Raw genomic sequence first — 23,914 nt, forward strand, 5'->3', positions numbered from 1 at the left:
GTGTCATATTTTGATTGCTGCCGTTGAAAACTTTCGGCTAAAGTGACGAAAGACCATTCAAATACGTTTCATCATGAAAACCAAAACTGCCCTGCTGATGCTGTGTCTTGCGCTTTCCCTCAGTGCATGCAAAGTGTTAAAAACACATATCATTAAAGTCACCAGCTCAACCGAAGCTCAGCCACATGAAGTGTTGTTAAAAACCACCAAAGGCTATGTGTACTTATCGACACAAAACATGACAGATAAACAGAAGCACATCCTAAAAGATCTGCGGCCTTTTCAGTGTTTGGAAATTAAAACACCTGAACAGTTTGCCATGCAAAACCGAGTGGTTCGATTTTCTGACTTTAAAATTCGTGCTTTAGTCGAAGCTGACCGAGAGTGTCGAAAAATTAAAGTCACGACCCGAATTGAAATTCATTAATGTTGTAATGCTTAAAAATAGAGCATCCATATCCAACAATGAAAAGCTCTGCATAAATTGCAGAGCTTTTTTGTTTTTGATTACTTGAAACAACACTTGTCACAACCTTCGACTTTTTCTCTGGGCCAGTTCATTCTTGCCCGTTTATAAGCCAGCTCATAATTGGCAAAATAACCAATCAGAATTTGATCCTCCGAGCTGGGTAAATCTGTACAGCCTAAGGATGCATTATGAATATGATGGATGCCTTTTTCACTAGACTGTTCATTTACAATAAATTTTATCATTTACAGTTCCCCGAATAATTTTTATAAAGTTCAACCACAAACAAAACCATACAAAAAGTATGTGTTTATAAAATTAAACGGATGCAGTATAAAAATCAATCATTATTTTAAAAGTGAAACTGACCTTTAAGTCATATCAACATAGAGGAATTGATGCCCATATAAGGAAAAATTAGCCACTTTATTTTTAAAGTTTAGAGACCCAGCAATGCCATAAGAAAACTGCTGAAACTATAAAGGGGTGCTGATACTTTCTTGTTTTTTACGTTTAAACCAACGCACGGCCCAGATCGCCAAAATAATACCCACAATCACCACCAAGAAAGGAACCAGTAGTGAAAGCACGGACAGTAAAACAGCTCCGACCCACTCCACTGTAGACACCAATGGGTTGGCAACACCGCCTGTCGTTGCGGTTGAAACCCCTCGAACAGCAACAGTACTCATTTGCACAGCACCTGCTGTTCCCCCACCGATAATGATTGCGGCGGCCCAACTGGCAAACTGCGACATTTCCCCGCTACTGACTGCCATAGTGGTGAGTGTTCCTGCGACCATTGCGGCTGGCGTTGCAATGGTGTCTAAAGCGTTGTCTACCCATGGTATGTAATAGGCTGCGATTTCACAGACGGTTGCAATGGCTAAGGCGATGCATACCGATGGCATCGTTAACCATTCAAAACCTTGCATGGGTTCGAACCAACCCATAATAGATGCAAGGCTCATGACCAAGAGTGGGACAAAGACACGAAAGCCACAAGCCGCACTTAAGCCAATACCGATACAAAGTCCTAATATGGTTTCCATGTGCTTTTCCTATGTCACCTAAGTTGGATGTTTTTATCTTTTTTATAAATTAGCAAAAAGCCCTATCGGGTGATAGGGCTTTTCTTTTAAACAGTGGGTAACTGTTAAATCTTTAGCTTAGGCATTCTTATTGTTAAATTGATTGCCTTGGCATTTGGTACACGGGGGTAAACGATCTGTACCAATTTCTAAGTAGACGCGGTGTCCGCATTGAACACAAAAATAGAAGCCTGTTCCAGGTTTTTCGCCAGCAGTAACCATTTTTGTTCTCCATATGTTTAGAAAATGGTCTTACTAGTATATGCCTTTTATGATGAATGTCTATTGATCATTTTGACAAATGATGGTGTCATAAATGTAAGAAATGATGAATTTCAAAAATAGCTAAGCTAAATAAAATTTAGTCATGAAAGTGCTGTCAGTAACTTACTATTGTTGTCTTTAGAGCGTTGAATCGTAAATGTACTCTCTTAAGCCGAGATGCATTTGAGTCATGGCATCCATTTTTAGCTTATCCAAAACACTTCTTCCAACAAATAAAAAGCCCTATCTAATGACAGGGCATGATTCAAAACAGTGGATAACTGTTTGCAGTATGCAGCTTAGGCAATCTTGTTGTTAAATTGGGCTTTTTTATGGCTTTGTGACAGTTGGGTTATTTTTCTTATATGGATTCTATTAAAAAACAATTAATCTTTCTATATTCTTTAGTATTTCAATATCATTTTCTAAATTAAAAAAAACATTAATACAAAAACCACATTATAGTGGTTTTGTATTAAATTAAAACTCATATACTATTAATTAAATCATCAAATGGTCTATCCAACTTATCCTTGGACGATCTTTTATCCAAAATTTCCAGCAGCTTATCTTTACGAATATTATATGATACTTCCTTCTTTTCAGAATTATTATGTTCATGTTTTGTTTCAATCAAGCATCTAAAACAACGTTGATACATTACAGTTCTTTTATCACCACTTCTTATTAAATCATATATATTATCAAACACATTTAACCACCCATAATTATTATCTTTTTCCAAATGCATCCATATTTGATCATGTATCATATATAATTGATTAACTATTGAATCTTTTTCTGAAATACTAACTACTCTCAATAATTTGACTAGATTTAAACTAGCATCTTGATAATCTTTAATCTGAGCATGCCCACCTCTATATTTTGCTCTTAGTAAATAACCTCTAGCTAGACGTTTATACCAATTCCTATGATTTATATCACCAACTTGAAGAGCTGCATTTGAGACTTCTATTATACCATTAGCTGATTCTAGTTTTTGTTCCGACTCATACCACAACTCAAAGGCTATTTCTTTTTGCTGTCCTTTAGCAATAGAATTTTTAAGTATCCCCCTAACCTTTTCATAGTTGGGATTTTCATCATTTAATAAACATCTTGCCTTCATCAGTAATAAATCTGGATTAGATGGGAAATTTGATAATTCCTTGTCTACTGTTGCGATTGCATCATTTAAACGATTATCATCTAGTAAAGCTATACATTGTCTAATAGCTAATCCTATTTTATAACGATTACCAGTTTTTTTATCACCAATATCAGATTTTGATTTTTTAACTAATTCTTGAATCTTTTTATAATCATGTGCCAATTCGTTTTCATTACTACCAACCAATAGTGCTGTTGTATTTGATATTGAAAATCTTTGTTCCGCATTGATAATACGTGGCTCATCTACTAGAAAGAGTGACTGTAACTCTTCTAGATAATCGACTAATTTAATCCTTTCAATTCCAGCTATCTTCTTAAGTTCTGTAAAAGAACAGCTTTTGAAATAATATATAATCAACAATATTCTTTTTGCATTAGAAGATAAACTATCTATCTCTCTTTTAAGTGCAGCATTTCTCGCATCTTCACCTGCCTGACCTGACCATTCCTTTAAAGCAGAGTTAAAATCAATTCCTTGCTTGTATAGTCGTAATATTGAAGCTGACAATAAAGGAGATCCATCACACTTGTCATGTAAATTTCTTAGTGCTTTAGATGATAAACTACTTAAGTTTAGTTTTTGACACATCTTATTTATATACTCATCAAACTCACCAAAGTGTAATCCAGGTACATCAATGCATAAATCGGATGAGTAAGCTAATTTTTTTCTAGTAGTTATCAAAAATCTAACATTAAGTGAGCCAAGTTGCCGGCATATATCGACTATTTTTTTCTGTTCATCATCTTCTAATGAATCAATATCATCAACAACAACAACAGATGGGAATAAAGGTAAATTTTCTTTTAAATCTTTTTTTATAACTTTTTCAGATACATCTTCATATACTTTAACATCTAAAGCTGAATGATCAGCTAAACATATTAAAAACGATAATGAATCAGAGAAATCAGCATCTTGTATTTCATAATAAGAGTTATTTATACCTGAAAATTGCTTTTCTTTAACAGAAAGCCATAATATTCGCTCATACTCTATAGGGGGATTCTCTAAAAATGTTCTGCAAAATTTATATGCTATTGATGTTTTTCCTTTCCCACCATCCCCTGAAAGAATTTTCACAAATTCGAATTCATCATTGAGCCACTCCCACAACTCAGTTAATAAATCCTCTCTACCAATAAAATCATTACAAATTAAACTCTTAGATGGTAAATTATGTTCAAAATATCTCTTATCAGCTAACTTACTAGATTCAATATTATTAATAGAAAAAAAATTTCTTTCAGAGAAAAGTAGCTGCCAATCATCAGGCGTATTTGCCTTTCGACATTCATCTAAAATTCGCAAGTACGTATCATTAATATTAAATAAAGGTTTATTATTTTTCATTGGACCATTTTTAATAAATGGAATAGGTTTAGATCTAGTCTCTCTCTTCGGTATATATAAAACCCCCATATTATAATTTTTTTCAGCTAAGCAAACCTGAACTTCCTTAAAAGTTATATCAATTATATTACCAGTATATTTTTTTATATTATCTCTTAATTGAGCCAAATTAAAATTACTAAAATCAACACTCTGTGGTTCAAAAATTAAATCTTTAACTACTTCTTTAACACCATATATTATATAACCGCCATAAGAATTAAAAAAACTGGCAACTTGTAAAACAGTCTTAGCAATACCTTCAGCCTCTAAATTAATAGTTTCTTTATAATCCCAAAGCCAACCTTCTTTTGGTATAAATTTTCCATTATCTATTAAATTTAATATTGGCTCATTTCCAACTACACCTTTAGATAGACATTGGTCAATGGCATTATTAATATCTATTAATTTAAAATTCTCACTCATGAATTACGCCCTAAAAAACCCCACGCTAAAGTAGGGTATTTTTCAAACAAAATCAATAACTTTTAGCTAAAGTCTAAACCACACTCCCTTCCAAGAAATCCTGCGCAAAGCGCTGCAATACACCACCCGCTTCATATACAGACACTTCTTCTTCAGTATCTAAGCGACACGTTACAGGTACTTCAACAATTTCACTCTTACCGTCATCCGTCGCACGCTCAATGACTAAAGTTAAAGTCGAACGCGGCGCAATATTACCAATCACGCTATAAAGTTCAGTACCATCCAAACCTAAAGTTTTACGGTCAGTTCCTGCTTTAAACTCAAGCGGTAACACGCCCATACCGACTAAGTTAGTACGGTGAATACGCTCAAAACCTTCCGCCACAATCGCTTCAACACCTGCAAGACGAACACCTTTGGCAGCCCAGTCACGGCTAGAACCCTGACCATAGTCCTTACCTGCAATAATGATGAGTGGTTGCTTACGATTCATATAAGTTTCAATCGCTTCCCACATACGCATTACTTCGCCTTCAGGCTCAACACGTGCTTTCGAACCTTGCTTGATCGTACCGTCCGCACGAACCACCATTTCATTAAACAGTTTCGGATTGGCAAACGTTGCACGTTGTGCAGTCAAGTGGTCACCACGATGCGTTGCATACGAGTTAAAGTCTTCTTCAGGTACACCCATTTTATGTAGGTACTCACCTGCTGCCGAATCCATCATGATTGCATTCGATGGTGATAAATGATCCGTAGTGATGTTGTCAGGCAAGATGGCAAGCGGACGCATATTTGCCAGTGTACGAGGTGCAGCCAAAGCCCCTTCCCAATACGGCGGACGGCGGATATAGGTACTTTGCGGACGCCAGTCATATAAAGGACTTGCCGCTTTTTCCGTTACACCCAAGTCAAACATTGGAATATACACTTTACGGAACTGTTCAGGTTTCACCGCTTCTTTAACCAGCGCATCAATTTCTTCATCTGACGGCCAAATATCTTTTAAGTAAATTGGGTTTCCATTTTGATCTGTACCCAAAGCATCTTTTTCGATGTCAAACCGAATACTGCCCGCAATCGCATAAGCTACGACCAATGGCGGAGATGCCAAAAATGCTTGTTTTGCATACGGATGGATACGCCCATCAAAGTTACGGTTACCCGAAAGTACCGCAGTTGCATATAAGTCACGGTCAATAATTTCTTGTTGTAGTTTAGGGTCTAAAGCACCAGACATACCGTTACAAGTGGTACATGCATACGCCACGATACCAAAACCGAGTTTTTCTAAGTCATCCAATACGCCTGCTTCTTCAAGATATAAAGCCGCTGCTTTAGAACCAGGTGCAAAAGAAGATTTCACCCAAGGTTTACGTGTTAAGCCCAATTCATTGGCTTTACGTGCCAATAAACCTGCTGCAACCGTGTTACGTGGGTTTGATGTATTGGTACATGAAGTAATGGCAGCAATAATCACTGCACCATCTGGCATTAAGCCATCGGTACGGTTTTCAACAACACCTGCAATGCCTTTTTCTTTTAAATCCGCAGTTGATACACGAGCATGTGGGTTTGATGGGCCTGCAATATTACGTGTTACTGTTGAAAGATCGAAACGAAGGACACGTGGATATTCCGCTTGTTTCATATCCGATGCCCAAAGACCAACTTCTTTGGCATACGTTTCAACCAGTGCAACTTGCTCAGCTTCACGACCTGTCAGGGTTAAATAATCAATGGTGTTTTGATCGATATAGAACATCGCCGCTGTTGCGCCATATTCAGGTGTCATGTTGGAAATCGTGGCACGATCCCCCACCGACATGCTGTCCGCACCTTCACCAAAGAATTCTAAATATGCACCGACCACACGTTCTTTACGCAAAAACTCAGTTAAAGCTAAAACGATATCTGTTGCAGTGATTCCCGCTTGACGTTGTCCAACAAATTCAACACCGATAATATCTGGAAGACGCATCCAAGACGCACGACCGAGCATCACATTTTCAGCTTCCAAACCACCGACACCAATCGAAATCACACCAAGCGCATCGGTATGTGGTGTGTGTGAGTCTGTACCGACACAAGTATCTGGGAATGCCACGCCATCACGGTTTTGCACCACTGGAGACATTTTCTCCAAGTTGATTTGGTGCATGATGCCATTCCCCGCAGGAATCACATCGACATTTTCAAAAGCGGTCTTGGTCCATTCGATGAAGTGAAAACGGTCTTCGTTACGACGGTCTTCAATAGCACGGTTTTTCTCAAACGCCTCTGGATCAAAACCACCGAATTCCACAGCAAGAGAGTGATCGACAATGAGCTGCGTTGGCACAACGGGATTCACTTTCGATGGGTCACCACCTTGGTCTGCAATCGCATCACGTAAACCTGCAAGGTCAACCAATGCCGTTTGTCCAAGAATGTCATGACACACCACACGCGCAGGATACCAAGGGAAATCGTGATCTTGTTTTGAGAAAATTAATTCTTTTAGTGACTGCTCCAAAATGGCAGGATCACAACGACGCACTAACTGTTCAGCCAATACTTTTGAGGTGTATGGAAGTTTTGCATAAGCGCCTGGCTGAATCTGTTCAACGGCTTCTCGCACATCAAAGTATTCTAGCTGGGTGCCTTGCAGTGGTTTGCGGTGATTCTTGTTCATAGCGTTCCTGCCTTTGGTGTTTCATTTTTCTTCACTGTCTTTACTAGACAATTCATCTTTGTCTGCTAGGCATACTACACTGTCGAAAACCCATTTCCCAAATCGTTTATATTTCATAAGCTTAGATATAAAAACAGGGGTTTTCGAAATATTTGGTTACATTAACTTTTAAATATTTACTCTAAATATGATTTTTTCTGAAAAATAGCGGAAAATAGCCCTAATTCTTTAGTATTAGATTTTAAGGTAGGCGAGCAATTCATGAGCGATCTAGCTTTCTCCTCTTTCACTTTAATTGGTGTCGATGCACTCAAATTTTTACAAGGCCAAGTGACGGTCAACGTTGAAGCTTTAGCTGAAAATATAACGCAATACACCGCCATTTGTGACTTGAAAGGCCGTATCCACTTTGGTTTGTGGCTGACAAAACGCAACCCTGAGCATTTTGAAATTGTCACCACTCAAGACCAGTCGGAAGAGTTTGCTAAGCACATTAAAAAGTTTGGTGCCTTCTCTAAAATGAAACTTGAACCTATGGGTTCAGTTTTTCCAACCTTCACGCAAGACCGTACCACCTTCTCTGCTGAGCCTACCGATATTGCAGCATGGCAAGTGCAAGCCATTACTCATGGTGAAGCGTTTATCGAACAAGCCATTGAGCATGTGTTTCAACCTCAAGAGCTACGTTTACACCAACGTGCTGGCGTGCACTATGACAAAGGCTGTTACTTGGGTCAGGAAGTGATTGCGCGTTTATGGTTTAAAGCAAAACCAAAAGCGTGGTTGCATTTAATTCAGGGTACAGGCAGTGCGCCTGCACAAGCTGAACAGTTGAATAAAGGTATTCAAGTGGTGAATAGCGCTGCGATTGATGGCGGTTATGTCGCGTTGGTGGTGGCACGTCCTGAGTCTTTGACCGAACTGGATGTGACAGTTTTAGACTTACCAGAACGCTTAAATGGTGATGTGGCAAGACCTGCTTAAGTCTTTAAATTTTATATTGTTATGATAAATTAGCCTCTAAAACTTATTCTTGGTTTTGGGGCTTTTTTAAACTTAGAGCGATGAGAACTCTTTCTTCCTCACATAATAAACCACACCACTCTTATCATCAGAAAAATAAAACGAATTTGAATCTATACGGTAAATATCCGCAGGTCGACCATAGACATTTTTACCCACTAAAAACCCATCAATAAAGGTCTGTAATTTTTGCCCTTTACGCATAATCACAATTTTATAACCATGACCAATTGTGGCATCCGTAGAACCATGCAATGCCACTAAAAAAGAATTTTTGATGACTTCATCTGTGTCTGGATGGTCAAAATAATCAAAGCCAAGTGCAGACGAATGCGATGGGAAATAGGCATAAGGAGACGGTACATTTTTACATCCCGATGCACGTTTAAATTTTGGATCTGCAAAAATTTGACCATTAAACGAATAACAAGATGGCCAACCATAATCTGCATCACGCTTGAGTGCATAAAAAGTTTCATCAGGTTTATGTTTACCCAAATGGTCTGCACCTTGATTGGTGGCAAATAAAAATTTACCCACCCATTTCAAACCGACGGCATTACGCAAGCCTGTGGCATAAATCTTTTGTTCCGAACTATCGGGATTCATTTCTAAAACTGTTGCTCGAACTTTTTCTTTCTCAGTACAAGCATTACAACTTGAGCCGACTGAAACATAAATTTTCCCGTTTCCACCCACGGCAATAGTTCGTGTTAGATGCCAGCCACCATATTTATAACTTAAACCATAATCAGGAAAAGTCGCTAAAACTTCAGCTTTGGCCGTGGGTTTAATTTCGCCTTGGGTAAATTTCTGTCGGGTGAGCTGATGCGTTTCAGCCAAATATAACCAATCTTGCCCTGAAGAATCGGTATAAAATTGGACTGAATTTGGATTTTTCAAACCTGTCATATAAGGAATAATTTTGCCGAATTTTCCTGTTTCAGCATTCCATTCATCCAAAATATAAACGATGCCTTTATTATTGTCGGTCAAATCGTGCATATCTGTGACAAACATTCTACCGTCAGGTGCTTTGCTAAAAAAACGAACACTTTTTAAACCCTCAGCCGCAGGAATGATGTCGTAATTTGGTGGCAGATTGAGAGAAAAACGCTTCCCATTTTTCAAGTTGATTTGATGAGGAACAAGATTTGGTTGCCCAGCTAAAACTGCCATTGAGCCAACTAAACATATGAATAAGATTGAGAGTATTTTTATCATTTTAGATAGATCTCGATTCATCTTATGAAAAACAACGTCTTTTTTATAGGATATAACTAGAATTATGGGGACATAGTCAAATGCTTTTAGTAGAAAATCGTATAGGCTCTTCATATACAAATTATTATTTTATATTATCTTTTAACCCAAGCACTGAAAGTATCTTTGCAGTGGGTAAATCCATTCACACTCGTTCTGCGGCTATAAACACAACATAAAAAATATTGCTTTAGAACGCTATAGTAAGCATCAGTACTTGGGTAAAAGGCTCATCCAAGGACTTAAACTATTTTTAGAGCCTTATTTAATAGTTCACTAATCTTCAATGAAGATTAAACATCAAAAATCATGAAACAGCTTATTCATGTCTTTGCAGAGATAGTCTTTAAATGAAAAGTCTCGTGCATGTTTAGCATCAAATTTTGCGGTCACACCATCTTTTTCAAAGATATATACACGGTCATCTTTGCTCACTAAAAACTCACCACCCAATTTCATCAATAAGGCATCAATTTTTTCACCATCTGGAATCGACTCATCGGCCAAAACTTTTAAATAATTTCGCTTAATTGACTTAATAAACATGCTGAACTCACTACTCATTTTCAGCGCTATTTAAACAGAATCTAAGCCAGAATCCTAATAAAACCCGAAGCCATCACCTACAACTACCAATAACCCATTGCACTCCTTTCCACTGTACATCACGCGGGTTGTATTGGAAAAAGATATACCGATCAACACAATCAACGAAAATTTGTAAGACCAAGACACAATTCAGATATTTACATTCACACAATTCAACTTATGATGTGAAATGACTCAAAACAAATACACACATAGATGGACTTATGTGTAAGAAAAAGGTTTATAAAACATGAAGAAAATCGTACTTGCAAGCTTAATTGCACTCACTAGCCAGCTTGCACTTGCAGCCACCACTCAAGATACCATCAACCCCGAATTTGCCAAGATAGAGGAAATGGTCAAAGCCAACAATATGACGGGGGCATATCAGGCTTTAGAAAAACTGGCAAAGTCTGGCAACTCACAAGCCATGTATAACTTGGCTTATTTGACTCAGACTGGCCAAGGCACAGCGAAGAATGAGAAGAAAGCCATTCAGCTCTATCAAGATGCTGCAAACAAAGGCTACCCTGTTGCGCATTATGTGCTTGCGAAAAACTATGTCACGGGTACTTTAGGCTTGCCTCAAGACATTAACAAAGCCAAACAACACTTTGAAGCCGCATCTAAACTAGGCTTTGATGATGCAACCGTTGAATATGCCGTGCTGTTATTTTCTGAAAATAAGCCAGAGTCTGAAAAGTTAGCCCTTAAGAAACTTGAGCCTTTGGTGAAAAAAGGCAACTATCAAGCCATTCATGCACAAGCCCTGTACGACATCAGCACAGGCTTTAAAAATAAACAAGAAGCACCCATTCAAAAAGGCCTCAACAGCATTCAAGACTTAGCCAAAAAAGGTTACATTCCTGCCCTGATGGCCGTAGGCAATATGTTTGCCAATGGCAATATCATTCCGCAGAACTTACCTGAAGCGAAGAAAATTTTTACCGCTTTAGCTAAAGAAAATGTGCCACAAGCGAAAGAATCATTAGCGCAGGTTGAAACCATGATGGCGAATCAAGCTAAGTCCCCTGCAACAGCAGCAGTCAAAAAATAAATTGCTTCTTCAAAAAATACTCTCCTCGGAGAGTATTTTTTTACCACCAAAGACCAATCAAGACACTGACCACCACAAAACTCAATAGCGTGCTGATCATCAGTGGAGTGAGTGCTTTTTCATTCAAACCATACACTTGCCCAAAAATTCCAAACAAAGACGGCATCGGCAAAGCCGCAATCAAGGTCCCTGCATAAATCATCTTTAGGTCCAACTCAGTCAAATAGGTCAGCCCTAAATAGACCAAGAGTGGCATACAAATATTTTTAGACACCACCAGATAAACCGTTTGCAGGTTAAAAGACTGAATAGTGAGCCCCACCATTCCCCCACCAATAATAAAGAGCGCTAAAGGTGCAGCAGTCTGGCCTAACATCGCAAACACTTGGTCGATTAAATGTGGAATTTGAATTTCGAAGATCGCACAACTCATACCAAGCATCACCGACAAGAACAGTGGATTTTTAAGTAGCGTAAGAAATGTAGTTTTTAAAATGGAGGCTAAATTGGCTTGTCTTTGTCGCCCTATTTCTGCCAGAGTGAGCATCAGCGGTACAAGAAATACACTTTCAATGATCACCACCAATGAAATATAAATCATCGCTTCACTTCCCATCAGCAGCGTCAAAATTGCTGCTCCCAATAACCCCGTATTGGACATGGATGCACCCAGTGAAAAAACTGCAGCATGGGTAAAGTGATTCTTAAACAGCTTTTGACCTAAAATAAAAGCCGTAATAAATAAGCCAAAGGTCACAGCTGCATAAACATAAAAATAAGAGGGATACCAAATTTCATGCAAATCTTTTGAAGCTAAGGCATGTAACAATAAAGCAGGTAACGCAATTTTGATGACAAAAGCACTGATTGCAGTCATTTGCTCTTTAGCGAGCAACTGGATTTTGACAGAGGCAAAACCGAGAAAGAGCAGGAAAAAAACTGGAAAAATTACCGAAAAAATCATTCAAGCTGTTCCTTTTCCAGATGATGTAAGTAAAGACCTATCCTAGGATACACCTTTACTCAGTTGAAATATTTTAAAAGACCAATGGGCGAATATATGATTAAAACGCAGAAAACAAATCTTTGATCCCATGTGGCTGACACCGTAAATACTGCGGTGCGATAGAGACTTTCCCACCCAGTTCTGCAGCGGCATGCCACGGCCATCGTGGGTCATACAACATGGCACGCGCCAGACCAATTGCATCGGCTTCTTGCGCTTCTAAAATATGTTCAGCCTGCTTAGCTTCTGTAATCAAGCCCACCGCAATGACTGGAATTTTCACCGCTTGTTTCACTGCATGGGCAAAAGGCACTTGATATTTGGGCTTAATCTGAATGTCTTGTTCCACATGCAAGCCACCACTTGAAACATGAATATAAGCCGCACCGAGTTGTTCCAACGCTTTCGACAGCCCAACCGTTGAATCAATATCCCAACTTTCTGTTGCGGTCGACTCCATCCAATCAGTTGCAGATAAACGTATACCTACGGGATAATTTTCAGGAACAGCTTGTTTAATGGCTTGGAATACTTCTAAGGTAAATCGAATGCGGTTTTCAAAACTTCCACCATATTCATCGGTACGTCGGTTCGAAAGGGGTGACATGAATTGATGCAACAAATAGCCATGAGCTGCATGTAATTCGATCAGCTCAAAACCTGCATCTACTGCGCGTACTGCAGCACTGGCAAAGTCTTCGATGATGTCTTGCATCTCCGTCACACTTAAAGCATGTGGTGCATGCTCTTCGGGCTTAAAGGGGACATCACTGGCAGAAACCGTTTGCCAACCATGCGGTTCATTCGGTTTGATCTGACCTTTTCCTGACCAAGGTCGGTCGGTCGATGCTTTACGCCCCGCATGTGCCAGTTGAATGGCAAAAGGCATTGGTGAAAGTGTTTTGACTTTTTGAAGCAAGGCCTTCATTTGTGCACGTTGCAAATCATTCCACAGCCCTAAATCCGCAAAACTGATCCGTCCTACCGCTTGTACGGCTGTCGCTTCAACAATACATAAGCCCGCACCTGACAATGCATAATTGGCCCATTGTTGCTCATGCCAATAGCTCAACTCACCCGCATCATTGGCTGAATATTGGCACATCGGCGCAATCACGATTTTATTTGTTAAGTTTAGATCCCCAAATTGAATGGGTTGAAATAATAATGGCATCACAGCTCTCCCTGTACTCACTATGATCTATAACAAATAAAGTGCCTTGCATTCAACGCTAAAAGTGCAAATCCGCTGTCAAACCTTTGCACTTTTATGGCTATCCATTTAGAAAATAATGCGGCTTCCGAGCCCCAAGACCAGTGCATTATCCACCACATGGCTTGAACCTGAGTTGACCACATACTGAATGTTGGGACGTAACATTAACCACGGCGTAGCGTTATAGCTGTAGTTCAGTTCAATATTGTATTCTGCGCTCGCATCATACTGTGCTTTACCCGCAGTGAATCGATCATTTAGATGTACTCGATTCACACCCAAACCTAGAATATCCGTCGGATGCTGCTCAAATACCCCAATATATTTCAGCCCCACTTGTTGTGAGTTATCTACTTTATTAGTAATGCGGTCATGCCATGTAAAGTTGGCAAAACTATGCAAACCTTGGCGCCCTGCACCCGTTGAAGTCAGTTGCTGTTCGATGGCAAGCCATCCTGCAAATGTCCGGTCTTCGCCAACCACACCTTTGCCATAAGCCACGTCATATTGGTTATTCGGATCATCTGCGGTGTTATAAATCCCACCAACCCGATAGCTCCCCGCCAAACCATTGAACAGTGCTTTCGGTGTCCAAATCACTTCCACAGGAATAGTCACACCATCGGCATGCTCTGTGTCTAGGCTCCAACCTTGTCCTTCGGCTTTTCCATTGCCATTATCTGGATTGAATTCATAAACACCCACTTGAGTTGTCACTTCAGGGGTCAGTTGGTACTTAATACGACCACCCCATTGTGAAACCGGCGTATTCATCCAGATATTACCCTGCCATTTCCCCATTTGCGCGGCACAAAAGGCATTACTGACAAAATCACACGCCATCACATCAAAATCAGAACCCAAACCCAGTCGCCCAACTTTGACACTGAGCCCTTGTTCTTTAAATCGCTTTTCAATCGAAAGCTCAGATAAACGGCTGTCTTGGTTTCCACGGCCATAGGTGGCTTGCACATTGGCTAATTGCGGTGCAGAAGGATCTTGCAAATCTCGAATTGAGGTACTTTGTCCTTGACGCGCAGTCGCAACAAAACGAATGGTGACCCCTTCCCAGCCCGCTAGCTTTTCTAAATCAAATTGTGTACCTAACCAAAACTGCGAAGCGGTACTTGGGCTTGCACCTGCATTATGCCCGCCATCCGCCAAATAGTTGGTATCTGTTAAAGCATTGGCTTCAAACTTAATGCCTTTTTGCGCCAATTCAGTTCGTTTTCCCTGCCAGTCACCAAACAAATACTGACCCTGTACATCTAACATCTGCTCCGCATGACTCACTGTCGCCCAGGCACACATTGCTGTTGCAAATAAAGAGAAAGAAAACTGTCGCATAAAACCTAAGCCCCAAACTAAAATGAAGAACAATCCATTTCATTTAAATGAAAAATTTAATGAAAAGTACATAATTTTTAAACAAAGATCTCAGCAAAATTTTTATCATTAAGTCAAAAAAAAGTTATCAATATCGTCCACAGCTATAAATAGAAGATTGGATTTGGGTGATTCATAGCAGTTTTCACTCAATTCAAGAATGCTATTTAAAGAGGATGATTCCTGATCACACTTGCACTCTAGCTCCGTACAAATGTGCTAAAGGCAAGCCTCTCGTTGAAATCACTTGCAATCTTGCGTGTACACCGCAATATTAGCCTCAAGTTTTATCATCTCATGTTGCCATGCCAGAATTACCCGAAGTTGAAACCACCAAAGCCAGTCTAGCGCCGTTATTAGATCAACAAGTACTCAGTGTTGAAGCTCGCCAGTCGAGCCTGCGCTGGCCGATTCCCGCCGATCTCAGCAAACTGGTGGGTCAGCGTTTAATTCAACTCAAACGCCGTTCTAAATACATTTTGGCCATTTTTGAACAAGACACGATGCTTTGGCATTTGGGTATGTCTGGTAGTTTCCGTATTTGTGAGGTGGGTGAAACCCTGCGTAAACACGATCATTTGATTATTCGTTTTGAAGATGTCGAGCTACGCTACCATGATCCGCGCCGCTTCGGCTGTATTTTATGGTTGGATAAATATTCGCAAACCAAGTTAATCGATACCCTTGGGCCTGAACCACTGAGTGCTGATTTTAACGCTAAATATTTAAGCCAAAAGTTAAAAAGCAAACAGGTCGGCATAAAAGTTGCAATCATGGATAACCATGTGGTGGTTGGTGTCGGAAATATCTATGCCACAGAGAGTTTGTTTAATTTAAGAATACACCCTGCGCAAGTGGCGTCTAGTTTAACACCCAGCCAAATTGAAAAATTGGTGGTCGAGATTAAACGTATTTTGCAGCAGGCCATCGATTTAGGTGGGTCTACCCTGCGGGACTATTCCAACGCAATGGGTGAAAATGGTTACTTTCAACAAACTTTATTGGCTTATGGTCGAGCAGGTGAAATGTGTGTGAACTGCGAGACTACGCTTGAAAACATCAAACTAGGACAGCGTGCTTCTGTGTTTTGTCCCGAATGCCAACCGCTGAAAAAAGTGCAACCTAAGCCCAAAGCCACAGCTCGAGGAAAAACCAAATGAAAACTGCCATTGTTCGTCATATTTTGGTCAAAGACAAAGACCTCGCTGAACAACTGAAAAAGAAAATCCACGATGGCGCCGATTTCGCCAAAATTGCTAAGCAATACTCCACCTGTAATTCAGCTAAACGCGGTGGTGAACTAGGTGAAGTCAAAAAAGGCCAATTGGTGCCTGTGATTGATAAATTGGTTTTTAGTGCAGCTGAAAAAGTACTACATGGCCCCATCAAGAGCCAATTTGGTTTTCATTTAGTAGAAATTAAATTCCGTATGGATTTTTAAAAGGATGCGCGGTATGTGATGTGTTTATGTCTAAGCACATCACAAACACAGTATTTGATTAAGCCTCTTTCATCTCATATGTCCAAGCATCAACGTGTTCGCCAGATTCCAACGTCCCTTGTACCCTCACCCGTTGATACTGTATCCCTTCAAACTCATCCAACGCATCCCAATGTTCGGTTAATTTTTCACTGCTAAAAAAATATCCTTCAACTGCTGCTGCTTGCGGATCTAAAACAATGGCGAATAAGCCTTTGTCGGGTCCCCAATCCAAAATATGCACCACGCCATGCACATAGCCTTTTTGCCATGTCCCACCTATACGCTCTAAAAGATGGGCATTTTCATGATTTGGACGGAGCGTCCCATAGACAAATAATTGGTTCATTCGACATCACCACAGCTATTCAATCATCGCGCATCATAAAACCAAAACTGTACAAAAACCAGTCTTCGGATAAGTCTCAGACATAAAAAAACGGCACTTGATGTGCCGTTTTATTTTAACTGTTCGATTACTGACGTTTTTTCAATTCATCACGAATTTCACGTAGCAACGCGATATCTTCTGGCGTTGCTGCTGGTTCTGGCGCTACTTCTTCTTGTTTACGGCGCATACGATTAATCATTTTCACCATTAAGAACACCACCCATGCCAAAATGATGAAATTAATTAAAATCGTAAGGAAGTTACCATAAGTCAGGACATTTACACCTGCTTTGGTTAACTCATCTAAAGACTGTAAATTGTTTGGGTTATCGCCCAAAACAAAGAACTTTTGTGTGAAATCCACACCACCGCCAGTGATCACAGTAATCAATGGCATGATGATATCTTTCACTAATGAGTCAACAATTTTACCAAATGCCCCACCAATAATCACACCGACAGCCAAGTCGATCATGTTGCCTTTTACCGCAAATTCGCGGAACTCTTGAATAATACTCATTTAAATCTCCAGTTTTTTTTGACTTTAATTTATGTGACGAAGTATACATTTAATTTTATAGCTTCATTTCCACGTAATTTACTCGGAAATCATCTGCTTTTATATATTGGTTTGCTAATTTTAAACAAAAAAATGCCATCAATAAATTGATGGCATTTTTAAATTTTGCTGCCCCGCATGAGGACAACATCATTTTTAAAACTTATTTACCAGAACGGTTACGTTTACGTTCGTTTTCAGTCAAGTAACGCTTACGGATACGGATTGACTTAGGTGTTACTTCAACTAATTCATCATCTTCAATGAATTCAAGCGCTTGTTCAAGCGTATATTCAACAGCAGGAACAAGAGTCAACGCATCATCAGTACCAGAAGCACGTACGTTTGTTAACTGTTTTGCTTTAGTTGGGTTAACTGTCATGTCATCTGAACGAGAGTTAATACCAATGATCATACCTTCGTAAACTTCTAACTGAGGTTTAGCAAATAGACGACCACGGTCTTGCAATGTGAACAATGCATAGCCAAGGCAAGTACCCTGAACCATAGAAATCAACACACCGTTTTGACGTTTCGCAACAGTACCTTGTTTCATTGGACCGTAATGCGAGAAGCTTGAAGTCATGATTCCTGTACCAGAAGTCATGGTCAAGAATTCTGAACGGAAACCAATTAAGCCACGTGAAGGAACAGTTGCTTCAATACGGATACGGCCTTTACCGTCAACTTCCATATTCGTCATTTCGCCTTTACGGTGACCCATTTGTTCCATTACAGAACCTTGGTGCTGTTCTTCAACGTCAAATGTTACGTTTTCGTATGGCTCTTGCTTTTCGCCATCAACTTCTTTCAAGATTACTTGTGGGCGAGATACGCCCATCTCGAAGCCTTCACGACGCATGTTTTCAATAAGAACTGAAAGGTGAAGTTCACCACGACCTGATACTTTAAAGCTATCAGGACTATCAGTATCTTCAACACGAAGCGCAACGTTGTGAATTAATTCGCGGTCTAAACGTTCACGGATATTACGTGAAGTAACAAATTTACCTTCTTTACCCGCAAACGGAGAGTTGTTTACTTGGAAAGTCATGGTTACTGTAGGTTCATCTACAGACAATGCTGGTAAAGCTTCAACATTTTTCGGATCACAAATGGTGTCAGAAATATGAAGTTCATCAATACCTGTGATACACACGATATCGCCTGCTTGAGCAGATTCAACATCAACACGCTCTAAACCATGGTAACCCATGATTTTTAAGATACGACCGTTACGTGTCTTACCGTCTTTATCAATCACAGTTACTGGTGTGTTTAATTTTACAGAACCACGTTGAATACGACCAACACCGATAACACCAACGAAGCTGTTATAGTCAAGTGATGAAATCTGCATTTGGAATGGACCATCAACATCGACTGCTGGTGGTTCAACAATGTCTACAATTGTTTGGAACAACGGCGTCATATCTTCCGCTAATTCTTCTGGAGATGGACCAGCAACACCACGAAGACCTGAAGCGTAAACAACTGGGAAGTCTAACTGTTCGTCAGAACCACCAAGGTTATCAAACAAATCAAATACTTGATCAATAACCCAATCTGGACGCGCGCTTGGCTTGTCGACTTTGTTGATAATTACGATTGGCTTCAAACCACGTGCGAACGCTTTTTGCGTTACGAAACGAGTTTGTGGCATTGGGCCTTCTTGAGAGTCAACAAGAAGAAGTACACAGTCAACCATCGACATTACACGTTCAACTTCACCACCGAAGTCTGCGTGTCCTGGGGTGTCGACGATGTTAATACGGTATTCTGTATTGGTACGTGCATCTAACCATTTGATTGCAGTGTTTTTTGCAAGAATGGTAATACCACGTTCACTTTCAATCGCGCCTGAATCCATGACACGCTCAATCTCGCCTGCACGATCGCCAAGTGCACCTGATTGCTGTAAAAGTTTGTCTACTAGAGTGGTTTTACCGTGGTCAACGTGCGCAATGATGGCAATGTTGCGGAGAGTTTTGATATCTGACATGTAAATTCGATACGCCTAAAGTTTGAGGGCAAATTATACAGAAAAATAATAGGATTTAGTAGTGACAGTTTATTGACAGACTCATTTTTTTTGATAAGTGGTGTGTAATTAATTTTGTAAAGCTGTGTAAAGCGATTAGAATAGCGCCACCTTGCTAACACCCTTTGACATATGTCTGATCAAAATCTCTCTCCCAATCAAACAGATCAACTCGATTTGGTCTATGGTTTAAACGACCGCCCTCGCCCAATCATTGCTTTTCTTGCTGCATTTCAACATCTCCTTGCAATTATTGTCCCAATTGTTACTCCAGGCTTACTCATCTGTCTAGCGCTTGGTGTGTCGAAAGAAGACACCAACATGATTTTATCCATGTCTTTGGTCATTTCAGGGATTGCAACCTTCTTACAATGTAAAAAAGTTGGACCTTTTGGTGCAGGCTTATTGATTGTTCAGGGCACCAGTTTTAACTTTATCGGCCCGATTATTGGAATCGGCTCTGCCATGGTTGCTGCAGGTACTCCAGTAGAATCCGTCATGGCTGCAATTTTTGGTGTGGTAATCGCAGGTTCATTTATTGAAATGGGCGTGTCACGTATTCTGCCTTGGGTTAAAATGCTCATTACCCCATTGGTAACAGGCATTGTGGTGTTATTGATTGGTTTGACTCTTATTAAAGAAGGGCTGATCAGCATGGGTGGTGGCTATCAAGCCATGTCGAACAATACGTTTGCCAATAGCGATAACTTAATTATGTCGTGTACAGTGCTCGGCTTGATTATCTTGTTGAACCGTATCCGTATTACTTGGGTAAAAAGTTCAGCAATCCTGATTGCCTTGGTTGCGGGATATGCCCTTGCTGGCTTTATGGGACATCTGGATTTTTCTGGTCTTAAAGACGCACCTTTAATCCAAGTCCCGACGCCAATGCATTTTGGACTCAGCTTCTCTTGGAGCTTGTTTATTCCAATGGCCTTCATCTATTTAGTGACGTCTTTAGAAGCAATTGGTGATATTACAGCAACCTCTAAACTCTCTAACCAACCTGTCGATGGTGCAACATGGATGGAGCGTATTAAAGGCGGTGTCTTGGTGAATGGTGCAAACTCTTTCCTTGCTGGTATTTTCAATACCTTTCCTAGTTCGGTCTTTGCACAAAATAATGGCGTGATTCAGCTTACTGGCGTTGCGAGCCGTTATGTCGGCATTTGGATTGCTGCTTTATTGGTGATTCTAGGTTTACTCCCTGCTGTTGCAGGTGTGATTCAGGCAGTGCCTCAAGCTGTTTTAGGCGGCGCTGTGATGGTGATGTTTGGAGCTGTAGCAGCCTCTGGAATTAACATTCTGTCAGGTATTCATCTTGACCGCCGCGCACTACTGATTATTGCCATTTCATTGGCACTCGGTTTAGGTGTTGCACAAGTTCCACAAATTTTGGAACACTTACCTGAATTATTCCGTAACATCTTTAGCTCTGGTGTTGCGACAGGTGGTATTGCAGCCTTGTTATTAAATATTATTCTTCCTGAAACGAAGAAATAATTGTTCATTTCAGTATGCACTTTGCCCAGCACTGTCTGGGCATCGTTTTTACAATGGAGTATATAAAATGGATCCACGAAGTGAAGTTGTTCTTCGCCAGCAGGAATTTCTCTCTGGTTCAGTTTTACTGGTCAATGCACCGTGTGACGAATTAAACACACAGCTAATTGGTACTGTAGAACCACATTTTTGGACATGGAATCTTAACGAATTACAATATTTTGAGGCTCAACAAAGCTCGGTACATTTTGGCACAGATTTGCCTGATGCCGCTTTTGATCAAGCCATTGTTTTTGTTCCAAAATCAAAAGAACTACTTAACTATGTGCTACACCAACTGGTCAGTCGTTTGGCCGTAGGCGCATCGATCTTTTTAGTTGGTGAAAAGAAAGGTGGTGTAGAACGCGCGTCTAAACAGCTACAACCTTTTGGTAAAACCCTCAAATTAGACAGTGCTCGACATTGTCAAATGTGGCAACTGGTCACCGAAAAAACCGTAACGGCAAAACCTTTGGCCGATTGGGCACAACACTACACTGTACCAACCCCGAAAGGTGAATTACAGATTTGCGCATTACCGGGTGTATTTAGTCAAAATCGTCTGGACGTGGGTACAGCCGTGTTATTGCCTCATCTTTCACAGGTCACTTCTGGAAAAATTGCAGACTTTGGCTGTGGTGCAGGCGTGATCAGTGCTTATTTAGCCAAGTTAAATCCGAAAAATCGCATTTTTGCACTCGATGTCGATGCCTTTGCATTAGCTTCAACAAAAATGACTTTTGAGAAAAATAACCTTTTACCAGAACAACTTGAGATTAAAGCGGTACACGGAATTGAGGATGCTCCTCTGTTTTTACACGCAATCGTCAGTAACCCCCCATTCCATCAAGGCATTCATACAGATTACAATGCCAGCGAAAATTTATGCAAAACATCCCGTCGCCATCTTAAATCGGATGGCGAGTTGTGGATTGTTGCCAACCGCTTTCTGAATTATCCATTACTCATTGAGCAAAGTTTTGGCCAATGTACAACCAAAGCCGATCAACAAGGCTTTAAAGTGCTGTTTGCCAGCACACAAAAGAAATCTTAAGGAACAATGATGAGCGAAATGACTCAACCAGCTCAACTCAAGCGGAAGCTTGGAGCTCGCCATCTGAATATGATCGCCATTGGTGGTTCAATTGGTACAGGTTTATTCCTTGCCTCAGGTGCAACCATTGCAAATGCTGGCCCTGGCGGGGCGTTATTGGCCTACTGCTTAATTGGTGTGATGATTTACTTTCTCATGACCAGTCTGGGTGAGTTGGCAACACATAACCCAACATCCGGTGCATTTTTTACCTATGGCACCAAGTATGTTGAAGGTGGTTTTGGTTTCGCCCTTGGCTGGAACTATTGGTATAACTGGGCCATTACGGTTGCATTTGAATTGGTTGCAGTCCAATTCATCATGAAATTCTGGTTTCCCGACCTGCCCGGTTTCTACTGGAGTGCTCTCTTCTTAGCCGTTGTCTTTGGGATCAATGCACTGACAGTCAAAGGCTTTGGTGAAAGTGAATTCTTCTTCTCCTTAGTCAAAGTCCTTGCCATCATTGTGTTTATCATCATTGGAATTTTCATGATTGCTAAAATCATGATGACGCCTGGTGTCGCAACTTTTGCCAACTGGACCAAAGGTGAAGCGCCCTTCGTTGGTGGCTTATCTGCACTGATTGGTGTAGCGATGATTGCAGGGTTCTCGTTTCAAGGTACCGAAATGGTCGGTGTTGCTGCAGGTGAATCGAAAGATCCGCAAAAGACGATTCCGATTGCCATCAAACAGATTTTTTGGCGTATTCTACTGTTTTATGTGGTGTGTATTTTCATTATCGGCACGCTCATTTCATATGATGATCCACTTCTGCTACAAGCAGCTTCATCAGAGAATATTGCACTCTCTCCATTTACCTTACTCTATGAAAAAGCGGGGTTTGCCTTTGCAGCCAGCGTGATGAATGCCGTGATTTTAACCGCGATTCTATCGGCAGGTAACTCGGGGATGTATTCATCAACGCGTATGCTGTTCAATATGGCTCAAAATGGCAGTGCACCTAAAGCATTTGCCAAATTAGACCCTCGCGGCGTACCTATGAATGCGCTTTATGCGACAACAGCAATTGCTGCACTTTGCTTCTTAACCACTTTCATTGGTGAAGAACAAGTTTTCAACTGGCTGCTTAACATGTCGGGTATGTGTGGCTTTATTGTTTGGTTAGGGATTGCTGTTTCACATTATCGTTTCCGTAAAGGCTATGTTGCCCAAGGTCATAAGGTTGAAGACTTAGCTTATCGTGCGAAATTCTTTCCCTTTGCACCGTGGTTTGCCTTTATCCTGTGTGCAATTGTTGTTTTAGGTCAAAACTACCAAGCAGTACTTGATGGCGAATGGCTCTCTGTTTTATCGACCTATATCGGTATTTTCTTATTCTTGGCGATTTGGCTAGGCTATAAATGGAAATACAAAACCAAACTGGTTTCTTACCAAGAAATGGATGTCAGTCCAATGAGTCCTGATCGCGAATAAAATCCTTTCATCATAAAAGACAGCCTTCGGGCTGTTTTTTTATTATCATTTATCCATTTGCTAAAGCCGTAAAGCATAAATTAATAACGCAATTTTCAATAAGATAGTTTAATTATTGAAGTTACATAGAATCGATAGTTATGACTCGGATCCATCCTAAACTTAGTTAATATTCTGCAACCAGCATCCGCTCACTTATACGATTAACAATTTACATATCTAGGTTGTAAAAATTTAGCCTCTCAATTCGCACCGCCATAACTAAATGTTACGGTTCATTGAGTACTGATCTCTATCTAATTCCTAGCCCCTAAATATCAAGCCAGAAATATT

21 protein-coding genes are annotated in these 23,914 nt (G+C 40.3%); 8 read left to right on the top strand and 13 right to left on the bottom strand.

Going from position 1 to position 23,914, the window contains the following annotated elements:
- Positions 1–73: 73 nt before the first annotated feature.
- Positions 74–427, top strand: coding sequence for a hypothetical protein (locus MN200_RS12850; protein ID WP_125280302.1), 354 nt, complete (start codon positions 74–76; stop codon positions 425–427).
- 80 nt (positions 428–507) lie between these two features.
- On the opposite strand, the gene MN200_RS12855 is transcribed toward MN200_RS12850, so the two are convergent.
- The 5 genes from MN200_RS12855 to acnD form a co-directional block, all read right to left on the bottom strand.
- Positions 508–714: a hypothetical protein gene (locus MN200_RS12855; protein WP_126037786.1), complete on the bottom strand. Its 207-nt coding sequence runs from the start codon at positions 712–714 to the stop codon at positions 508–510.
- Between the two features lie 231 nt (positions 715–945).
- Positions 946–1,521 carry a DUF4126 domain-containing protein gene (locus tag MN200_RS12860; RefSeq protein WP_242759576.1) on the bottom strand — a complete coding sequence of 192 codons (576 nt, stop codon included), beginning with the start codon at positions 1,519–1,521 and terminating at the stop codon, positions 946–948.
- 117 nt (positions 1,522–1,638) lie between these two features.
- On the bottom strand, positions 1,639–1,782 hold the full coding sequence (locus tag MN200_RS12865) for a zinc ribbon-containing protein (RefSeq protein WP_004695201.1): 144 nt from the start codon (positions 1,780–1,782) through the stop codon (positions 1,639–1,641).
- A gap of 529 nt (positions 1,783–2,311) precedes the next feature.
- Entirely contained in the window at positions 2,312–4,822 is a 2,511-nt protein-coding gene (locus MN200_RS12870; RefSeq protein ID WP_242759579.1) for an RNA-binding domain-containing protein, read from the bottom strand.
- A gap of 73 nt (positions 4,823–4,895) precedes the next feature.
- On the bottom strand, positions 4,896–7,502 hold the full coding sequence (acnD, locus tag MN200_RS12875) for a Fe/S-dependent 2-methylisocitrate dehydratase AcnD (RefSeq protein ID WP_242759582.1): 2,607 nt from the start codon (positions 7,500–7,502) through the stop codon (positions 4,896–4,898).
- Positions 7,503–7,763: 261 nt separating this feature from the next.
- Here acnD and MN200_RS12880 point away from each other — a divergent pair, with 261 nt between their 5' ends.
- The gene (locus tag MN200_RS12880; protein ID WP_242759584.1) at positions 7,764–8,486 is read left to right on the top strand and encodes a folate-binding Fe/S cluster repair protein; all 723 of its coding nucleotides are present in this window, start codon (positions 7,764–7,766) and stop codon (positions 8,484–8,486) included.
- A gap of 72 nt (positions 8,487–8,558) precedes the next feature.
- Here the strand turns inward: MN200_RS12880 and MN200_RS12885 are convergent, their stop codons facing one another.
- On the bottom strand, positions 8,559–9,749 hold the full coding sequence (locus tag MN200_RS12885) for a glucose/sorbosone dehydrogenase (RefSeq protein ID WP_242759587.1): 1,191 nt from the start codon (positions 9,747–9,749) through the stop codon (positions 8,559–8,561).
- A 339-nt stretch (positions 9,750–10,088) separates the two neighbouring features.
- Positions 10,089–10,334: a hypothetical protein gene (locus MN200_RS12890; RefSeq protein ID WP_004695190.1), complete on the bottom strand. Its 246-nt coding sequence runs from the start codon at positions 10,332–10,334 to the stop codon at positions 10,089–10,091.
- Between the two features lie 292 nt (positions 10,335–10,626).
- Here MN200_RS12890 and MN200_RS12895 point away from each other — a divergent pair, with 292 nt between their 5' ends.
- The gene (locus tag MN200_RS12895; RefSeq protein WP_242759589.1) at positions 10,627–11,433 is read left to right on the top strand and encodes a tetratricopeptide repeat protein; all 807 of its coding nucleotides are present in this window, start codon (positions 10,627–10,629) and stop codon (positions 11,431–11,433) included.
- A gap of 40 nt (positions 11,434–11,473) precedes the next feature.
- On the opposite strand, the gene MN200_RS12900 is transcribed toward MN200_RS12895, so the two are convergent.
- The 3 genes from MN200_RS12900 to MN200_RS12910 all read right to left on the bottom strand — a co-directional run bounded on the left by MN200_RS12900 (position 11,474) and on the right by MN200_RS12910 (position 15,002).
- The gene (locus tag MN200_RS12900) at positions 11,474–12,397 is read right to left on the bottom strand and encodes an AEC family transporter (protein WP_183174358.1); all 924 of its coding nucleotides are present in this window, start codon (positions 12,395–12,397) and stop codon (positions 11,474–11,476) included.
- Positions 12,398–12,497: 100 nt separating this feature from the next.
- Positions 12,498–13,613: an NADH:flavin oxidoreductase/NADH oxidase gene (locus MN200_RS12905; protein ID WP_148825560.1), complete on the bottom strand. Its 1,116-nt coding sequence runs from the start codon at positions 13,611–13,613 to the stop codon at positions 12,498–12,500.
- A 108-nt stretch (positions 13,614–13,721) separates the two neighbouring features.
- Complete coding sequence (locus MN200_RS12910; RefSeq protein ID WP_242759590.1) at positions 13,722–15,002, bottom strand: carbohydrate porin; 1,281 nt, start codon at positions 15,000–15,002, stop codon at positions 13,722–13,724.
- Positions 15,003–15,346: 344 nt separating this feature from the next.
- On the opposite strand from MN200_RS12910, the gene mutM reads away from it, so the two are divergent.
- Positions 15,347–16,201 carry a bifunctional DNA-formamidopyrimidine glycosylase/DNA-(apurinic or apyrimidinic site) lyase gene (gene mutM, locus MN200_RS12915; RefSeq protein WP_058870211.1) on the top strand — a complete coding sequence of 285 codons (855 nt, stop codon included), beginning with the start codon at positions 15,347–15,349 and terminating at the stop codon, positions 16,199–16,201.
- Entirely contained in the window at positions 16,198–16,482 is a 285-nt protein-coding gene (locus MN200_RS12920; RefSeq protein ID WP_058870212.1) for a peptidylprolyl isomerase, read from the top strand. The genes mutM and MN200_RS12920 overlap by 4 nt, the downstream gene beginning before the upstream one ends.
- A gap of 58 nt (positions 16,483–16,540) precedes the next feature.
- Here the strand turns inward: MN200_RS12920 and MN200_RS12925 are convergent, their stop codons facing one another.
- The 3 genes from MN200_RS12925 to typA all read right to left on the bottom strand — a co-directional run bounded on the left by MN200_RS12925 (position 16,541) and on the right by typA (position 19,473).
- Positions 16,541–16,870, bottom strand: coding sequence for a gamma-glutamylcyclotransferase family protein (locus MN200_RS12925; protein ID WP_004983113.1), 330 nt, complete (start codon positions 16,868–16,870; stop codon positions 16,541–16,543).
- A 127-nt stretch (positions 16,871–16,997) separates the two neighbouring features.
- Positions 16,998–17,432, bottom strand: coding sequence for a large conductance mechanosensitive channel protein MscL (gene mscL / locus MN200_RS12930; protein ID WP_058870213.1), 435 nt, complete (start codon positions 17,430–17,432; stop codon positions 16,998–17,000).
- A gap of 202 nt (positions 17,433–17,634) precedes the next feature.
- Positions 17,635–19,473 (bottom strand): translational GTPase TypA, encoded by a 1,839-nt coding sequence (typA, locus tag MN200_RS12935; protein ID WP_010327435.1) that lies wholly within the window; start codon positions 19,471–19,473, stop codon positions 17,635–17,637.
- 171 nt (positions 19,474–19,644) lie between these two features.
- Between typA and MN200_RS12940 the strand changes: the two genes are divergently transcribed.
- From MN200_RS12940 to MN200_RS12950, 3 genes are all read left to right on the top strand, one after another.
- On the top strand, positions 19,645–21,015 hold the full coding sequence (locus MN200_RS12940; RefSeq protein ID WP_148825557.1) for a uracil-xanthine permease family protein: 1,371 nt from the start codon (positions 19,645–19,647) through the stop codon (positions 21,013–21,015).
- 67 nt (positions 21,016–21,082) lie between these two features.
- Positions 21,083–22,108 carry a class I SAM-dependent methyltransferase gene (locus tag MN200_RS12945; RefSeq protein ID WP_159153311.1) on the top strand — a complete coding sequence of 342 codons (1,026 nt, stop codon included), beginning with the start codon at positions 21,083–21,085 and terminating at the stop codon, positions 22,106–22,108.
- 9 nt (positions 22,109–22,117) lie between these two features.
- Positions 22,118–23,581, top strand: coding sequence for an amino acid permease (locus MN200_RS12950; protein WP_242759591.1), 1,464 nt, complete (start codon positions 22,118–22,120; stop codon positions 23,579–23,581).
- The last annotated feature ends 333 nt before the right edge of the window (positions 23,582–23,914 follow it).

This window comes from Acinetobacter sp. LUNF3, from assembly GCF_022699605.1.
GTDB classification, from domain to species: Bacteria; Pseudomonadota; Gammaproteobacteria; order Pseudomonadales; family Moraxellaceae; genus Acinetobacter; species Acinetobacter johnsonii.

Excerpts from the sequence above, each read along its gene's own strand:
- MN200_RS12870 (WP_242759579.1), bottom strand. The coding sequence starts at position 4,822 with ATGAGTGAGAATTTTAAATTAATAGATATTAATAATGCCATTGACCAA.
- MN200_RS12950 (WP_242759591.1), top strand. The coding sequence starts at position 22,118 with ATGAGCGAAATGACTCAACCAGCTCAACTCAAGCGGAAGCTTGGAGCT.
- MN200_RS12905 (WP_148825560.1), bottom strand. The coding sequence starts at position 13,613 with ATGCCATTATTATTTCAACCCATTCAATTTGGGGATCTAAACTTAACA.
- MN200_RS12865 (WP_004695201.1), bottom strand. The coding sequence starts at position 1,782 with ATGGTTACTGCTGGCGAAAAACCTGGAACAGGCTTCTATTTTTGTGTT.
- MN200_RS12925 (WP_004983113.1), bottom strand. The coding sequence starts at position 16,870 with ATGAACCAATTATTTGTCTATGGGACGCTCCGTCCAAATCATGAAAAT.
- MN200_RS12910 (WP_242759590.1), bottom strand. The coding sequence starts at position 15,002 with ATGCGACAGTTTTCTTTCTCTTTATTTGCAACAGCAATGTGTGCCTGG.
- MN200_RS12855 (WP_126037786.1), bottom strand. The coding sequence starts at position 714 with ATGATAAAATTTATTGTAAATGAACAGTCTAGTGAAAAAGGCATCCAT.
- MN200_RS12940 (WP_148825557.1), top strand. The coding sequence starts at position 19,645 with ATGTCTGATCAAAATCTCTCTCCCAATCAAACAGATCAACTCGATTTG.
- mutM (WP_058870211.1), top strand. The coding sequence starts at position 15,347 with ATGCCAGAATTACCCGAAGTTGAAACCACCAAAGCCAGTCTAGCGCCG.
- MN200_RS12860 (WP_242759576.1), bottom strand. The coding sequence starts at position 1,521 with ATGGAAACCATATTAGGACTTTGTATCGGTATTGGCTTAAGTGCGGCT.
- MN200_RS12850 (WP_125280302.1), top strand. The coding sequence starts at position 74 with ATGAAAACCAAAACTGCCCTGCTGATGCTGTGTCTTGCGCTTTCCCTC.
- mscL (WP_058870213.1), bottom strand. The coding sequence starts at position 17,432 with ATGAGTATTATTCAAGAGTTCCGCGAATTTGCGGTAAAAGGCAACATG.
- MN200_RS12885 (WP_242759587.1), bottom strand. The coding sequence starts at position 9,749 with ATGATAAAAATACTCTCAATCTTATTCATATGTTTAGTTGGCTCAATG.
- MN200_RS12900 (WP_183174358.1), bottom strand. The coding sequence starts at position 12,397 with ATGATTTTTTCGGTAATTTTTCCAGTTTTTTTCCTGCTCTTTCTCGGT.
- MN200_RS12895 (WP_242759589.1), top strand. The coding sequence starts at position 10,627 with ATGAAGAAAATCGTACTTGCAAGCTTAATTGCACTCACTAGCCAGCTT.
- MN200_RS12880 (WP_242759584.1), top strand. The coding sequence starts at position 7,764 with ATGAGCGATCTAGCTTTCTCCTCTTTCACTTTAATTGGTGTCGATGCA.
- acnD (WP_242759582.1), bottom strand. The coding sequence starts at position 7,502 with ATGAACAAGAATCACCGCAAACCACTGCAAGGCACCCAGCTAGAATAC.
- MN200_RS12945 (WP_159153311.1), top strand. The coding sequence starts at position 21,083 with ATGGATCCACGAAGTGAAGTTGTTCTTCGCCAGCAGGAATTTCTCTCT.
- MN200_RS12920 (WP_058870212.1), top strand. The coding sequence starts at position 16,198 with ATGAAAACTGCCATTGTTCGTCATATTTTGGTCAAAGACAAAGACCTC.
- typA (WP_010327435.1), bottom strand. The coding sequence starts at position 19,473 with ATGTCAGATATCAAAACTCTCCGCAACATTGCCATCATTGCGCACGTT.
- MN200_RS12890 (WP_004695190.1), bottom strand. The coding sequence starts at position 10,334 with ATGTTTATTAAGTCAATTAAGCGAAATTATTTAAAAGTTTTGGCCGAT.